We start from the raw sequence: 15,279 nt of genomic DNA on the forward strand, positions 1-15,279 counted from the left end.
GGCTGTCAGAATTGCCGCCATGAGGTTCCAGCACACGATCTGGCGATGGGTCCGCCCGCTGCTGCTCGCGATGGCGGCAGGCATCGGCGTGCTCGGCGTGTGGTGGTTCTTCGTGGCCACCTGGCGCGGGCAGATGATGGACAACCAGGCCTATGTCGGTGCCGAGTTCGGCAGCAACAGGGTGACTCCGACCTTCGAGTCGATCCTGGAGAATGTCTCCGTGACCGCCATTGCGGCAGTGATGCTGGCAGTGGCCCTGACCGCCCTGGTCCGCCGACGGTGGTTGCTGGCCCTGGAGGCCGCCGCGGTCGTGGCCTGCTCCAATGTGACCACCCGCGCGCTCAAGTACCACCTGCTGCACCGGCCAGGGCTGGTGGACTACTGGGGGATGACGGACAACACCTATCCCAGCGGGCACACCACGGCCGCCGGATCGGCCATGGTCGCCGCCCTGTTGGTGGCGCCCCGGGGACTGCGCTCCGTCGTCGCCGTGCTCGGCGCGGGGGTGATGATGGTCTTCGGCTACGGAACGGTGGCCGCCCGCTGGCATCGGCCCTCCGACGTGGTGGGGGCCTACCTGGTCTGTTTCGCCTGGGCCTTCTTCGCCTTGTTCATCGCGGCACTGCGGCAGCAGCTGATGGCCCGGCACCAGGACGAGTTGCCTGAGCGTCCCCGTCCGTCGCGCCTGGTGCCGGCCCTGATGGTGCTGGCCGGTCTGGCGGCGCTGGGCGTCGCGGCCGCCTGCGGGTGGGCGGTGCGCGGAACCGTGGACGACTTCACTGAACCGTGGCTGCTGGAGCAGGCCGTCACCAGCCATCCGCACCTGCTGGTCGCGTACCTGGGAGGCTCCGCTGGCCTGTGCGGGGTGGCAATGGCCGGCATGGGCATCCTGTTGCGCCTGGTGCACCTGCACGACCAGCGCTCCGGCCGTCCGCTCTGAGGCCGGACGCCGCAGAAAACCGCATCGGCCAAGAGCCATTGAAGACAGCAGTCCGGGGTCGGCGGCCCCGGACTCCGCAAATCATCCACCGGCTGCGACGCGCCGTGCCTTCGCCCGCTCGCCGCCCCGCCCACCCCGAGACCGCTTGGTGGTTCTGCGGAGTCGACGGCGCACGAGGGCCCCAGCCCAAGGCCGGGTGAGCGGGGCCTGCTCTCAGGGGAGCAGCGAAGCGAAGACCTCGCCGGCGGGAAGGTCCTGCGCCGCAGACCAGCCCGCGCCGGCCCACCCGGAGATCTGCGAGGAGTCACCGCGCGAGGCCGCCGCTGCCCGCAGCGGCTTGGTGACCTGGTCGACCTGCGGGTAGACCGACGGTGCGAAGTCTTCGTGGCGCTCCATGAAGTCGTTGACCAGACCACGCGCGGGGCGGCCGCTGAAGGCCCTGGTCACCCTGGTCCCGTGGGCGGTGGACAGCAGTTCCCGATGGGCAGGGCTGGTGCCGGCCTCGGGGCAACGCAGGAAGGCCGTCCCCGCCTGGACGGCCACGGCGCCTGCCGCGAGCAGTCGCTGCACGTCACCGCGGGTGGCCACACCCCCGGCCGCGACCATGGGCAGGTCCAGGTGGGACAGTTCGGGCAGCAGGGCCAACGCATCGCGGTGGTTGGGTGCCTTGGCCACGTCGTGCGTGCCCCGATGCCCACCGGCGTCGAAGCCCTGCACCACCAGACCATCCACGCCCAGCCCCGCGGCGGCCTGCGCCTCATCGCGGTCGGTGACCGTCACCAGGACTCGAGTGCCAACCTGGTGCAGCGCCTGGACGTCCTCCGGGCGGGGGCAGCCGAAGGTGAAGCTCACCATCTTCACCGGATGCTCCTCCACCAGCAGATGGAGCTTCTCGGTGTAGTGGTCGTCGTCATTCCAGCGCGGCTGCCCGGCCTGCTCGCCCAGCCGGTCTGCGTAGTCGAGCACCGCCGTCGCATCACGCTGCCGGTCACTCGGGGTCGGCACGAACAGGTTGACCCCATAGGGCACTGCGGCCATCGCCTGCTCATCCAGCAGCTCGTCAAGGCGGGCCAGATTGTGCCCCAGCTGCTCGGCGGTGAGGTAGCCGCCGGGCAGGAAACCGCTGCCTCCCGCGGCGCAGACGGCTGCGACCAGTTCGGGGGTCGTGACCCCTCCAGCCATGGGGGCCACCAGCAAGGGGAGCCTCAGCGGCAGGGGGCGGCGCGGTCCAGTGGTGCCGGCGGTCATGGGTGGTCCCTTCGTCGGTGCACGGTGTCACCTTCGAGCCTAGGACCTCACCCCCGTCGGCACGACAGCAATTTCCGGAAATGCAGAACGGGGCCGCGACGCTGTGCGTCGCGGCCCCATTCCAAGGCGAGGATCAGCCCCGGGGATCCGGGGTGTCGTCGGAGACGGTCTCGATGGTGGAGGTGTCCACCAGCGATCCGGCTCCCTCACCGGGTGCGGTCGGGTCGACCACCAGGTGGAAGTCGTCGCCGTGGGCGGTGACGCCCTCGACGATGGCCTGCTCCACCGCGGCCTTGGCGTAGCGCCCGCGCACGATCATCGGGTCGTTGGCCAGGTCCTTCACCAGGGCCACGGCCATGCCGATCATGATGATCATGAAGGGCAGGCCGGCGACGATGATGATCTGCTGCAGGCCGCCCAGCGCGTCCTCACCACCGGTGACCAGCATGATGGCGGCCACGGCGCCGGTCGCGGCACCCCAGAAGATGACCGTGGGGCGACGCGGCTCGATGGTGCCGTTCTCGCTCAGGGTTCCCATCACGATGGAGGCGGCATCGGCGCCGGAGACGAAGAAGATGCCCACCAGGATCATGACCAGCACCGAGGTGATGGTGGCCCAGGGCATGGTGTCCAGCAGGGCGAACAGCGTGGCCTCCTCAGAGCCGGCCTCGCTGAGCTTGGCGCCCAGCTGCTCGGCCTTGACCGCGGCACCACCGAAGATCGCGAACCAGATGAGGCTCACGACACTGGGAACCAGCAGCACGCCAGAGATGAACTGGCGAATGGTGCGGCCCTTGGAGATACGGGCGATGAACATGCCCACGAAGGGGGTCCAGCTGACCCACCAGGCCCAGTAGAAGATGGTCCAGCCGGCAAGCCAACTACTGGCGTCGCCACCGTCCACACCGGTGCGGGCGCTCATCATCATGAGCTCCTGCAGGTAGGTGCCCAGGCTCGACGGGATGAGGTTCAGGATGAAGACGGTGGGGCCGACGACGAAGACGAACAGGGCCAGCACGAGGGCCAGCACCATGTTGATGTTCGACAGGTACTGGATGCCCTTACCGACGCCGGAGACGGCCGAGATGACGAAGCAGATGGTCAGGCCGGTGATCAGCAGCACCAGGAACCTGTTGCTCGCCTCGTCGAGCCAGCCCACGATCTTGGCGCCCTCGGCGATCTGCAGCGCCCCCAGACCCAGCGAGGTGGCCGAGCCGAACAGGGTGGCGAAGATGGCGAAGATGTCGATGACCTTGCCGGCGGGGCCGTAGGTCTGCCGCTTGCCCAGCAGCGGCTCGAAGACGGCGCTGATGGTCAGCGGGCGGCCCATGCGGAAGACGCCGTAGGCGATGGAGACGCCGACGATCGCGTAGATGGCCCACGGGTGCAGGCCCCAGTGGAACAGGGTGGTGGCCAGCGCCTGCTTGACGTCGGCGTCACCGGTGCCGGGCGGCGGGGTGACGAAGTGGGCCAGCGGTTCGGCGGCGCCGTAGAACATCAGGCCGATGCCCATGCCGGCGCTGAACATCATGGCGATCCACGAGGTGGTGGTGAACTCGGGTCCTTCACCGTCGCGGCCCAACGGGATTCGGCCGTAGGGGCTGATGGCCAGCCACAGGACGAAGAAGACGAAACCTGTGGCGGCCAGCGCGAAGAGCCATCCGGCATTTCCGACGACCCATTCCAGGCCCTGGCCGGAGGCGGTGTTCAGCTGTGCGGGGGCCAAGGCGCCCCAGATGACGAAGGCGATCGACAGCACTGCGGTGATCCCGAAGACCACCTTGTCCAGGCTGCCGGGGCGCTCGTTCTTCAGGGCCTCGGCCGAGGGCTCGAGTGCCGGGTGCGAGGCCTCGAGGACCCTGCCCTGCCCCATCAGGCGGGCGGCGCCACCGTGGGCGTCCAGCAGGTCTCGGGGGCCGCTGGCCGACAGTGGGCTGCCGGTGCGGTTCTTGTTGCCGACGGGTCGGGCTGCGGAGCCCGTCTGCTTGCGGTCGCGGCGCGACCGACCCGGCGGATTCTTGTCTTCGGGTCGCTCTTGCTCGGCCATGTAGATGTGCCTCCTGGGATTGACGAACCCTGGGACGTTATCCCAAGGACGCGAGAAGCTGCGAGACGCGCAATTCACCACCTTCTCAGACAGATCACCTCAAATGCCGCGCCACTAGCGCATAAGCCCTGACCAATCGTGGAATCACGAGCATTTCAAGGCAGGCGGGAGAACTGAAAAACTCCTGCGGCTCGGCCGTGTCGGCCTCAGCCCCTCAGCGTGCGCGTGCACCCCCGAGCGCACCAGTCTGAGCGCACCAGTCTGGGTGCACCAGTCGTGAGCCGTCCATTGACGAGAGCGCGGGCCCGGAAACACCCGAGATGGATTTCCGGGCCCGCTCCATGCAGTGCCGGTCCGATCCCCCGATCCAGTCCCAGCATTGCTGCACTTGGGGCGCCGGCTGCCATCCGGAGCCTGCGACCCAGCCCTCGCAATTCCCCAGTCGAGGGGCGGTTCGAACCACCAGCAGGACTCCCCCGAGACCTGCTGGTGGCAGGGATTCCCCCGAATCCCGGTCGCCCGTCCACCCCCTTTGAGGGGGGACCGGCGATGAGATGACTGTGCACCACGAGCGCTGTGAAGGAAAGTTAATACTGAACGCGATCGGGTGGCATCAGCATTGGAACAGCTTTTCCCCGCCTGATGTCCCCTGTTTTCGTGACAGCCGGGAGCGGGGGCGGTGAGGCCCGGGCGTGGGCCTTTCCCTCCTCGGACCCCGCGTGCCTGCCCCCGAGGGCATGACTCCGCAAACCTGCCATCGACCACGCGCATCGGGGAGCCCTGACACGAGACTGCGGCCCGCTCCGCTCGACGCGTGGTCGATTTGCGGAGTCGGGCCGCAGTGCTTGGTGGAACCGGCCGATCAGGGTTCAGCCGGCGACCACCACGTAGAGGGTGCGGGGGCCGTGGACGCCCTCCACACGACTTAACTCGATATCGCTGGTTGCCGACGGGCCGCTGATCCAGGTGATCGGCCGCTGCTGCTTGACCGAATCCTGCAGGCGTCCGACGGCCTCGGGAATGTCCGAGACCACCTGGTCGGTGCGCACCACGCAGATGTGCGCATCGGGAACCAGGCTCAGGGCGCGACGGCCCTGGTCGTCGGCGTGGTCGAGCATGATCGTGCCGGACTCGGCGGCCCCGACGCGTGCTGCGGTGACCACGGCGCCAGCGGCGTTGAGCTGGTCATTGGACAGCTGCGGCTCGTCCGACAGGATCGCGATGCCGGCCGTCTCGACGGCGCTGCGCCAGGCGGCGGGGAGGCCAACCGGCAGGATGGCATCCTTCGCCTCGATCGACTTGAGCCCGTCGACGACGGCCTGGGCGATCTCGGCCTCCGAGCCGCCGACACGCACGACGGTGGCCTTGTAGTCCTCGACGCGTTCGACGAAGCGGCCGATCACGTCGTCCATGGCGGTGGGCTGTTCATAGCGCCAGGTCACCGGGACGTCGACGGCGGGGTCGCTCTCCTTGACGTCGACGAGTGCCGTGCGCACCCGCTGGAGGATCTCGTCCTTCGCGTTCACTTCTGGTCTCCCTTGGCCTTGTTGCCGTTGTTCTTCTCACGTTCGTCCCACCAAGCCCGGAAGCTCTGCGTGGGAACCATCGGCACGTCGCGCGCGCCGGTCCAGCGGTTCAACGGTCCGGGGATGGGGCCGATGTGGTCGAAGAACTTGCCGAGCACCTTGCCGCCGAGCTTGGTCTCCGCCCCCAGGGCTGCACCCCACAGCTTGCCGTTGCCGAACATGACGCTGGTGGCCTTCATGGCGATCGGCTCGAAGTGCACGTTGTAGCTCTTGTGCTGCTTCTTCGCCTCGACGGCCTTGTGGCGCTCGTGGACGAGCAGCTCCATCAGCGGGATCTTCACCGGGCAGACGTCATTGCACGCGCCGCACAGGCTGGACGCGAAGGGCAGTGAGCGGTCCACCGGGTTCTTCATGCTGCGCAGCTGCGGGGTGAGCACGGCGCCGATCGGGCCCGGGTAGACCGAGCCGTAGGCGTGGCCGCCGACCTTCTCGTAGACCGGGCAGACGTTGATGCAGGCACTGCAGCGGATGCAGCGCAGTGCCTCTCGGCCAACCTCGTCGGCGAGCACGTCGGTGCGGCCGTTGTCGATCAGCACGACGTGCATCTCCTGCGGGCCGTCGCCTTCACGGGGACCGGTCCACAGCGAGGTGTACGGGTTCATCCGCTCGGCGGTGGAGCTGCGCGGGAGCAGCTGCAGGAAGACCTCGAGGTCCGCGAAGGTCGGGACGATCTTCTCGATACCCACGACGCTGATCAGCGTGTCGGCCAGGGTCAGGCACATGCGGCCATTGCCCTCGCTCTCCACGACGGCCAGCGTGCCGGTCTCGGCGACGGCGAAGTTGGCACCCGAGATGGCAACGTGGGCGCGCATGAACTTCTCACGCAGGTGTGCACGGCTGGCCGCGGCCAGGTTCTTCGGCTCGGTGTCGAGCTCCTCGGGTGCGGCCTTGCCGTAGTTGCCCATCTCCTCCAGGAAGATCTCGCGCACCTCGGAGCGGTTGCGGTGGATGGCCGGCACGAGGATGTGCGACGGGCGGTCGTGGCCCATCTGGACGATGAGTTCGGCCAGGTCGGTTTCCCAGGCGGCGACACCGTTGGCCTCGAGGGCCTCGTTCATGTCGATCTCCTGGGTGACCATGCTCTTCACCTTGACGACCTCGGGCAGGTCCTCGGGGCCGAGCTTGCCCTTGACCAGGCCGACGATGATCTCGTTGGCCTCCTTGGCGTCGCGGGCCCAGTGCACGGTGGTGCCGGCCTTGGTGAGGTTCTCCTCCAGCTGGACGAGGTAGTCGTCGAGGTGGCGGCCGACGCGATTCTTGATCGCCTCACCGGCCTGGCGCAGCTCCTCCCAGTTCTCCAGCTCGGCGGTGACACGGGTGCGCTTGGCGCGGATGGTGCCCATCGCGTGGTGCAGGTTCTTGCGCTGCACCGGGTTGGCCAGCTCGCGCTTGGCCGCGTCGGGGAACAGCGGCGAGTCCACCAGTTCACCCTGCGGCGGCGCCGGAGTGAGGCGGGCGGCCCCATGGTTGTTCTTGGTCACCAGCTTGAGCTGGGTCCTCTGGGTGGAGCGGGTCTCACCGTTCTGGTTGGTCATCGTGTGGCTCCCGTCAGGCTGGCGTCGGTGCTGGCCAGGATCTCGGCCAGGTGGATCGGCTTGATGCCCGCATTGCCCCGGTTGAGGACGCCGGAGATGTTCAGCAGGCAGGAGTTGTCGCCGGCAACGAGGTATTCGGCGCCGGTGCTGGCGACATTGCGTGCCTTGTCGGTGGCCATGGCCACGCTCACATCGGGGTTCTTCAGGCTGAAGGTGCCGCCGAAGCCGCAGCAGCGGTCGGCGTCGGGCAGGTCGACCAGCTGCAGGCCACGGACCTTGCTGAGCAGTTGGTAGGGCTTGTCGCCCACCTTGGTGACGCGCACCGAGTGGCAGGTGGGGTGGTAGGTGACGCGGTGCGGGAAGTAGGCACCGACGTCGGTGACACCGAGCACGTCGACCAGCAGTTCGGTGAAGTCGAAGGTGCGGCTGGCGGCGTCCTCGGCGGCCTTGACCAGGCCGGAGTCCTTGGCATGGCGGGCGAGCATCGGGTGCTGTTCGCGCACCGCGCCGGTGCAGGAGCCGGACGGCGCGATGATGTAGTCGTAGCCCTCGAAGGCCTGGACGTAGTTGCGTACCAGCGGAACCGACTCGTCGAAGTAGCCGGAGTTGGTGCTCATCTGGCCGCAGCAGGTCTGGGCCTTGGGGAACTCGACGGTGCAGCCCAGGCGCTCCAGCACCTCGACGACGGCCTTGGGGGTCTGGGGGAACATCGCATCGTTGATGCAGGTGGCGAACAGGGCGACCCGCTTGCCCTGCCCCGGAAGTGTGGTGGTCATGGGGACCTCCTTGTGGTTGGTGGTAGACAGGCGGGTGCTCACGGGAGCATCCACGACAGGATCGAGGTGGACTGCAGGCCCACCATCAGGCTGATCAGGGCGAGCAGCCCCAGCGACCAACCCAACGTCTTGCGCAGGATCAACGACTCCTTGCCGACCAGTCCGACGGCGGTGGCGACGATCGCGATGTTCTGCGGGCTGATCAGCTTGCCGGCGACGCCACCAGCGGTGTTGGCGCTGGTCAGCAGGGCGGGATCGAGGCCGGTCTCGTGCCCGACGGTGGCCTGCAAACCACAGAACAGGGCATTGGCGGAGGTGTCGGAGCCGGTGACCGCCACGCCGATCCAGCCGAGCACCGGGGACAGGAAGGCGAAGGCGGCGCCCGCGCCGGCGATCCAGGTGCCGATGGTGGTGGTCTGGCCCGAGAGGTTCATCACATAGGCCAGGGCGACCACCGAACCGATGGTGAGCACCGTGAAGCGCAGCTTGTGGACGGTGTCGGTGAACTCCTTGACGGCGGCCTTTGCGGGGACCTTGTAGATGATGGCGGTGAGGATCCCGACGAACAGCAGGAGGGTGCCGGCACCGGAGAGCCACTGGAAGTTGTAGATGGTGGAGCTGTGCACCTGGCCCGCGTTGTTGAGCACGTGGCCGTGCAGTCCGGGCCAGTTGATGACGACGTCGGTGCTGGTCAGCGCCCGCTTGAGCGGTCCGACGAGGTTGGCGAGCGAGAAGACCGCCACCACCAGGATGTAGGGCAGCAGCGCCATCGCGATCCGGCTGCCGGGCAGCTCACGCCGTTCGTGGGTGACCACCTCGTTGCCGCCTTCGGCAGCGCTCTCGGCATCCAGGCGCTGCTGGGCCTCGGAGGTGCCCTTGGGCGTCCAGAAGCGCATCAGCACCACACCGGCGGCCATGCCGACCAGGGAGGCGATGACGTCGGTGAGCTCCACCGAGATGTAGTTGGAGGTGATCCACTTGGCGGCGGCGAAGGCGCCACCGATCACCAGCGCGGCGGGCCAGACCTGCTTGAGCCCCTTGAAACCGTCGACGATGATCAGCAGCAGGAAGGGCACCACCAGGGCGAGCACGGCGGTCTGGCGCCCGACGATGGCACCGATCTCCTCATACGGGATGCCGGAGACCTTGCCGGCGGTGATGATCGGGATGGCGACCGCGCCGAAGGCGACCGGGGCGGTGTTGGCCACCATCACGGCGATGGCGGCCTTGAGCTTGGGGAAGCCGACGGCCAGCAGCATCACGCCGGTGATCGCCACGGGGGCGCCGAAGCCGGCCAGCGCCTCGAGCAGGCCGCCGAAGCAGAAGGCGACGAGCAGGGCGGTGACGCGCGGGTCGTCGCTGATCAGGTTGAAGGTGGCGCGCAGGTCTTCGAAGCGGCCGCTGACGACGGTGACCTGGTAGAACCAGATGGCCATCAGCACGATCCACACGATGGGGAACAGACCGAAGACGAATCCTTCGCTGGCGCTGAGCAGGGCCAGCGGGGCGGGCATCTTGAAGGCGAGCACGGCGGTGGCCAGCGCCACCACGACGGCGACGAGGCCGGCGACGTGGGCCTTCCACTTGAGCACACCCAGACCGACGAAGATCACGATCAGCGGCAGCAGGGCCACCAGCACTGACCAGACCTGTCCGAGGGGGTAGAGCTCGGGACGAAATGTGTTCATGGGGACTCCGTTGTCCATCGACATATTGGTATTACCAAACTATGGTCTAACCATAGATGTGGCGCCCCGCATTTGGGAAGAGGTCGAACCACACAATCTGGAGCTCCAAACATTCCCCTGCCCAGCGCGCAACCAAGATGGGAGACTGGAGGCCATGAGCACCTCGACGAATGCCTCCAGCTCCGCCTCGGACAGTCCCAAGCGCGCCTTCGAGACGGTGCTGCAGCACATCGAGTCCCTCATCCTGAAGGGAAGACTGCGAGTCGGCGACCGCCTTCCGGCCGAACGAGACCTCGCCCTGCAGTTGCACGTGAGCCGTCCAGCGATCCGCGAGGCCATCCGCACCCTGGAAGCACAGGGGGTACTGGCCAGCCGGGTCGGCAGCGGCGCCAACTCCGGAACCCACGTCATCAATGAGCGCAGCCAGGCGCTCGGGCGGCTCTTGCGACTCCAGGTGGCACTCAGCCAGTTCCCCCTGGACGAGGTAGTCACCACCCGCATCGCCCTGGAGCGCAGCAGCGTGCAGATGGCAGCCCAGTACCGCGAACCCGAGGCCCTGGCGCACATCAACGACCTGCTGGACCAGATGGACGCCGAAGTCGAGATCGAGCACTTCAATGCCCTCGACACCGAATTCCACATCGCCCTGGCCCAGAGCAGCCACAACTCACTGGTCGCCGACCTGACCCAGGCGGTGCGCGAGAGCCTGCGCGCCCCCATCCTGCGTGCCGAACGCGAGATGAACGACTGGCCGAGCCTGCGCAGGAGGCTGGCGGCCGAGCACCGCGCCATCACCGAATCCATCGAGGCGGGCAACGCGAACGAAGCGGCCGACCGCATGGAGCAGCACATCCGGACCAGCTACAACATCCTGCAGCTCGAATCCAGCAGCTGCTCGGTCGAGGCCGACCGGGAATAATTGAAACCTCAACTTCATTGTGGATGTCATGAACACCGTCGAACGCCAGCCCATCCTCTTCCTCAGCCACGGCGCCCCGCCGCTGGCCGACGACGCGACCTGGACCAGCCAGCTGCACGGCTGGGCCGCCACGCTGCCCAAGCCCAAGAACATCCTGATGGTCTCGGCCCACTGGGAGCAGGCCCCCACCACGGTGAGCGCCTTCGAGCGCAAGAATCCCCTCACCTATGACTTCTGGGGCTTCCCGCAGAAGTACTACGAGGTCACCTACGACTCGCCGCTGGCACCCGACCTGGCGATGGACGTCGCCAAGCTCATCGCCACACCGGACAATCCGATCCAGCACGACGAGAACCGCGGCCTGGACCACGGCGCCTACGTGCCGCTGGTGGAGATGTTCCCCGAGGCCGACGTGCCCGTGCTGCAGCTGAGCCTGCCGACGCTCGACCCGCGCGAGCTCTACCAGATGGGCCGCAAGCTGGGCGCGCTGCGCGAGCAGGGCACCATGATCATCGGCTCGGGCTTCACCACGCACAACTTGCAGTGGTTCAACCCGTCGGCACCGGCCGATGCCGCCCCGCCGGCGGTCAGTGCCGAATTCGACCAGTGGGCGGCCGAGGCAATGGCCCGTCGCGACGTCGACGCCATCCTCGACTTCCAGCACAAGGCCCCCGGCGCCCACGAGGCGCACCCGCGCACCGAACACTGGGCCCCGCTCTACGTGGCGCTCGGTGCTGCCGATGCCACCGGAGGGTTGGAGAACAGCTCGGCCGTCGACGGGTTCTGGTTCGGCCTGAGCAAGCGCTCGTGGCAGTTCAGCTGACGCCCGCACACAGACGCTCGGGTTCCCGCGCTCCGCTCGTGTTGCAACACACGCGGAACGCAGGGACCCGAGCGTCCTTGGGGCCCGGTCTCTTGGCTACTTCGCCGGGGCAGTGACGTCGCGCTCCCAGTAACGGAGCTTGCCGAAGGCCTTCACCGCCGCCTTCGCGTCGGACAGGTCCACCCAGCCCTCGTCGGGCGTGACGCCCGCCGCCACCGCGAGCGGCTTGGCCTCGGGAGTCCATCCGACGAACTTGCAGTTCACGTGCGCCTCGGTGACGAAGTCGCGGGCCTCGGGCACGTCGGCCAGCTGCTTGGCGGCCTGCTCGGTGACCAGCAAGGCGACGGCGTCGTAGAGCGCCGCCTTGGTGCCCTTGATGAACTGCAGCCCGGGCTGCTGCGAGCCGTCGGACAGGGTGACGCCACCCACCGCCGGGGTGATCATCTCCACCATGCCCCCGGCGCCGGTCACCGCGTCGACCAGCGCCTTCAGCGCCTTCGCGTCGGTCTCGTCACCCACCACCAGGCCGAGCTTTCGGCCCTTGAAGTCCTTCGGACCGTTCTTGAGGATGCTCAGCGCGTCCGAGGCCGGCAGGTCCTTGCGCGGCTTGACCGCCGGGGTGGATGCCTCGGGCAGCTCCATGCCCAGGCCGTCGGCCACCCGCTGTGCCAAGGACTCGTCGACATTGCGCAGGTTGGCCAGCATGCGGGTGCGGATCTGCGGCACCTCACACTTGCTCAACTCGAAGGTGAAGGCGGCGACGATGTGCGCCTGCTCCACCTCGGTCTGCGAGATCCAGAACTGGTGCGCCTGCGAGTAGTGGTCGGCGAAGCTCTCCGGGCGCGCCTGGTGCTTGGCGCCGCTGACCTGTTCGGCCTCGAAGCGCAGCCCGAGCTCCTCACTCTCGCGCGGGCCCCGCTCGTCGCCGGTCCACGAGTTCGGCTCGTAGCTGGCGCGGCCGGTGTGCACGTCGGTCTGCATGTGGCCGTCGCGGTGGAAGTTGGCCATCGGGCAGCGCGGCGCATTGACCGGCAGCTGGGTGAAGTTGGTGGAGCCCAGGCGCTTCAGCTGGGTGTCCAGGTAGCTGAAGTTGCGGCCCTGCAGCAGCGGGTCGTCGCTGAAGTCGATGCCGCGCACGATGTTGTGCGTCATGAACGCCACCTGCTCGGTCTCGTCGAAGTGGTTGGCGACGGTCCGGTTCAGCGTCATCTTGCCGATGGGCTTCACCGGCACGAGCTCCTCGGGGATGATCTTGGTCGCGTCGAGCACGTCGAAGTCGAAGGAGTCGGCGAAGTCGTCGTCGAAGACCTGCACGCCCAGCTCCCACTCGGGGAAGTCGCCGGCCTGGATGGCATCCCACAGGTCGCGACGGTGGAAGTCCGGGTCGGCACCATTGATGCTGAGCGCCTCGGGCCAGGTCACCGACTGCAGGCCCTGCAGCGGCTTCCAGTGGAACTTCACGAAGCGCGCCTCGCCCTTGGCGTTGACGAACTTGTAGGAGTGCACGCCGAAGCCCTCCATGAAACGGAAGGAACGCGGAATGCCGCGGTCGCTCATCGCCCACATCACCTGGTGGGTGCTCTCCGGCATCAGCGAGATGAAGTCCCAGAAGTTGTCGTGCGCGCTCTGCGCCTGCGGGAAGCCGCGGTCGGGGGCCTCCTTCACGGCGTGGATCAGGTCCGGGAACTTGAAGGCGTCCTGGACGAAGAAGACGGGCATGTTGTTGCCCACCAGGTCCCAGTTGCCCTCCTTGGTGTAGAACTTCACCGCGAAGCCACGCACGTCGCGGGCCAGGTCGAAGGAGCCCTTGTTGCCGGCGACGGTGGAGAAACGGACGAAGACCTCGGTCTTCTCACCCTTGCGGGCGAAGATGTCGGCGCAGGTGAGGTCTTCGAGGCTCTCGTAGGTCTCGAAGACGCCGTGGGCGCCGGTGCCGCGGGCATGCACCACGCGCTCGGGGATGCGCTCGTGGTCGAAGTGGAAGATCTTGTCGCGGAAGACGTGGTCCTGCAGCAGCGCAGGCCCACGGTTTCCGGCCGTCGCGATGTTCTGGTTGGTCGCGACCGGGCCGCCCTGGCTGGTGGTCAGGACGTCCTCGCGGCCCTGCGCCTGCTGGTGGCGCTCACCGCCGGGCGCGATCGGGTCGTCGGGCTGGACCTCATTGGTGGGGGCGGGCTGCGCGGGGTACTTGGGATCCCTCTTCGTGGCCATTGCTCTTCCTCCTGATGGTCGTCGGCGCCAAGGCGCCTGAGGTGTACGAAGGCCACTGTGGCAAGGCAAAACCCGACCGGAACACACCCCCACGGAGGCAATGGGGCGATGTTCGTCATCGGCGGAAAGGGACCACCCCTGTGGGTCTGTCCTGGCCCCGGTCGGCGTCGTAGATTCCCGATCGAGGGACCACAACACGAGGAGGCGACGATGAAGGCACTGACCTGGCAGGGCACCGAGCAGGTGGAGGTTCGTGAGGTTCCGGCCCCCCGGATCGAGCAGCCGACCGACGCGATCGTGCGCGTCACGTCGACGGCCATCTGTGGCTCCGACCTGCACCTCTATTCGGTCCTCGGCCCCTTCCTGGAGGCGGGCGACGTGCTGGGCCACGAGTTCATGGGCATCGTCGAGGAGGTGGGCCCCGAGGCGGGTGACCTGAAGGTGGGCGACCGAGTCGTCGTCCCCTTCAACATCTCCTGCGGCCACTGCTTCATGTGCACCCACGGCAAGCAGTCGCAGTGCGAGACCACCCAGGTCACCGAGCAGGGCAAGGGTGCGGCGCTGTTCGGCTACACCAAGCTCTACGGCCAGGTGCCCGGCGGCCAGGCCGAGTACGTGCGGGTGCCGCAGGCCCAGTACGGGCCGGTGAAGCTGCCGTCGCACGGCGTCGACGAGCGCTACCTGTACCTGTCCGACATCCTGCCAACCGCCTGGCAGGCCGCGAAGTATGCCGACGTGGCGCCGGGCCAGACGGTTGCGGTGATGGGGTTGGGGCCGGTGGGCCAGTTCGCGGCGCGCTCCGCCCGCCAGCAGGGCGCCGAGCGTGTCATCGCGGTGGACCTGGTGGACGAGCGGCTGCAGCTGGCCCGTGACTTCGGCTTCGAGACCGTCGACCTGCGCCAAGTGGGCAGCGTCGGCAACGCGATCCGGGACCTCACTCAGGGTCGGGGCGCCGATGCGGTGATCGAGGCCGTCGGCATGGAGGCCCACGGCTCCCCCGTCGCGGAGAAGGTGATCACCGGCGTCGGCAAACTGCCCCGCCCGCTGGCCCGCAAGCTCACCGAGACCGCGGGCATCGACCGGCTGGCCGCGCTCCAGGCCAGCTTCGACGCGGTACGTCGGGGCGGCACGGTCTCCGTCGCGGGCGTCTACGGCGGCGCCGCGGACCCGATGGACCTGATGACGCTGTTCGACAAGAACCTCACCATCCGGATGGGGCAGTGCAATGTGCGCCAGTGGACCGACGAGCTGCTGGAGCTGGTGCAGCGCGACGGCGACGTGATGGGCACCGAGACCCTGGCCACCCATCGTTTGGGGCTGTCCGAGGCAGCCGAGGCCTATGCCACCTTCCAGAAGAAGCAGGACGGCTGCATCAAGGTGGTGCTGGACCCCACCCGCTGACCCCTTCACGCGGGATCCCGGGAGGCCGCTCGGGTTCATGGCGTCCGCTCGGGTTGCAACCCGAGCGGACCTCGCGAACCCGAGCGGCTGTCCCAGGTTCTGGCA

11 protein-coding genes are annotated in these 15,279 nt (G+C 68.0%); 4 read left to right on the forward strand and 7 right to left on the reverse strand.

The window, feature by feature from the left end:
• The first annotated feature begins 19 nt into the window (after positions 1-19).
• Complete coding sequence (locus tag ACOAMO_RS03560) at positions 20-940, forward strand: phosphatase PAP2 family protein (protein WP_420176217.1); 921 nt, start codon at positions 20-22, stop codon at positions 938-940.
• 213 nt (positions 941-1,153) lie between these two features.
• Here ACOAMO_RS03560 and ACOAMO_RS03565 read toward each other — a convergent pair whose 3' ends face one another.
• The 6 genes from ACOAMO_RS03565 to ACOAMO_RS03590 all read right to left on the reverse strand — a co-directional run bounded on the left by ACOAMO_RS03565 (position 1,154) and on the right by ACOAMO_RS03590 (position 9,820).
• Positions 1,154-2,188 carry a nitronate monooxygenase gene (locus ACOAMO_RS03565; protein ID WP_420176218.1) on the reverse strand — a complete coding sequence of 345 codons (1,035 nt, stop codon included), beginning with the start codon at positions 2,186-2,188 and terminating at the stop codon, positions 1,154-1,156.
• A gap of 133 nt (positions 2,189-2,321) precedes the next feature.
• Positions 2,322-4,235, reverse strand: a complete 1,914-nt coding sequence (locus tag ACOAMO_RS03570; RefSeq protein WP_420176219.1) for a BCCT family transporter — start codon at positions 4,233-4,235, stop codon at positions 2,322-2,324.
• A gap of 869 nt (positions 4,236-5,104) precedes the next feature.
• Positions 5,105-5,761 (reverse strand): LutC/YkgG family protein, encoded by a 657-nt coding sequence (locus ACOAMO_RS03575; RefSeq protein WP_420176220.1) that lies wholly within the window; start codon positions 5,759-5,761, stop codon positions 5,105-5,107.
• Positions 5,758-7,356 carry a LutB/LldF family L-lactate oxidation iron-sulfur protein gene (locus tag ACOAMO_RS03580; RefSeq protein ID WP_420176221.1) on the reverse strand — a complete coding sequence of 533 codons (1,599 nt, stop codon included), beginning with the start codon at positions 7,354-7,356 and terminating at the stop codon, positions 5,758-5,760. Before ACOAMO_RS03580 ends, ACOAMO_RS03575 begins: the two co-directional genes overlap by 4 nt.
• Complete coding sequence (locus tag ACOAMO_RS03585; protein WP_420176222.1) at positions 7,353-8,132, reverse strand: (Fe-S)-binding protein; 780 nt, start codon at positions 8,130-8,132, stop codon at positions 7,353-7,355. The genes ACOAMO_RS03580 and ACOAMO_RS03585 overlap by 4 nt, the downstream gene beginning before the upstream one ends.
• A gap of 38 nt (positions 8,133-8,170) precedes the next feature.
• Positions 8,171-9,820, reverse strand: a complete 1,650-nt coding sequence (locus ACOAMO_RS03590) for an L-lactate permease (RefSeq protein ID WP_420176223.1) — start codon at positions 9,818-9,820, stop codon at positions 8,171-8,173.
• A 154-nt stretch (positions 9,821-9,974) separates the two neighbouring features.
• On the opposite strand from ACOAMO_RS03590, the gene ACOAMO_RS03595 reads away from it, so the two are divergent.
• Together ACOAMO_RS03595 and ACOAMO_RS03600 are read left to right on the forward strand one after the other, a co-directional pair.
• Complete coding sequence (locus ACOAMO_RS03595) at positions 9,975-10,739, forward strand: FadR/GntR family transcriptional regulator (protein WP_420176224.1); 765 nt, start codon at positions 9,975-9,977, stop codon at positions 10,737-10,739.
• A 28-nt stretch (positions 10,740-10,767) separates the two neighbouring features.
• Entirely contained in the window at positions 10,768-11,562 is a 795-nt protein-coding gene (locus ACOAMO_RS03600) for a dioxygenase (protein WP_420176225.1), read from the forward strand.
• A gap of 96 nt (positions 11,563-11,658) precedes the next feature.
• On the opposite strand, the gene ACOAMO_RS03605 is transcribed toward ACOAMO_RS03600, so the two are convergent.
• A complete protein-coding gene (locus ACOAMO_RS03605; RefSeq protein ID WP_420176226.1) occupies positions 11,659-13,773 on the reverse strand; it encodes a catalase in 2,115 nt (704 codons plus the stop codon).
• Between the two features lie 210 nt (positions 13,774-13,983).
• Here ACOAMO_RS03605 and ACOAMO_RS03610 point away from each other — a divergent pair, with 210 nt between their 5' ends.
• Positions 13,984-15,174: a zinc-dependent alcohol dehydrogenase gene (locus ACOAMO_RS03610; protein WP_420176227.1), complete on the forward strand. Its 1,191-nt coding sequence runs from the start codon at positions 13,984-13,986 to the stop codon at positions 15,172-15,174.
• The last annotated feature ends 105 nt before the right edge of the window (positions 15,175-15,279 follow it).

Origin of the sequence: Luteococcus struthionis, assembly GCF_048595755.1 — a bacterium.
In the GTDB taxonomy this organism is placed as follows: domain Bacteria; phylum Actinomycetota; class Actinomycetes; order Propionibacteriales; family Propionibacteriaceae; genus Luteococcus.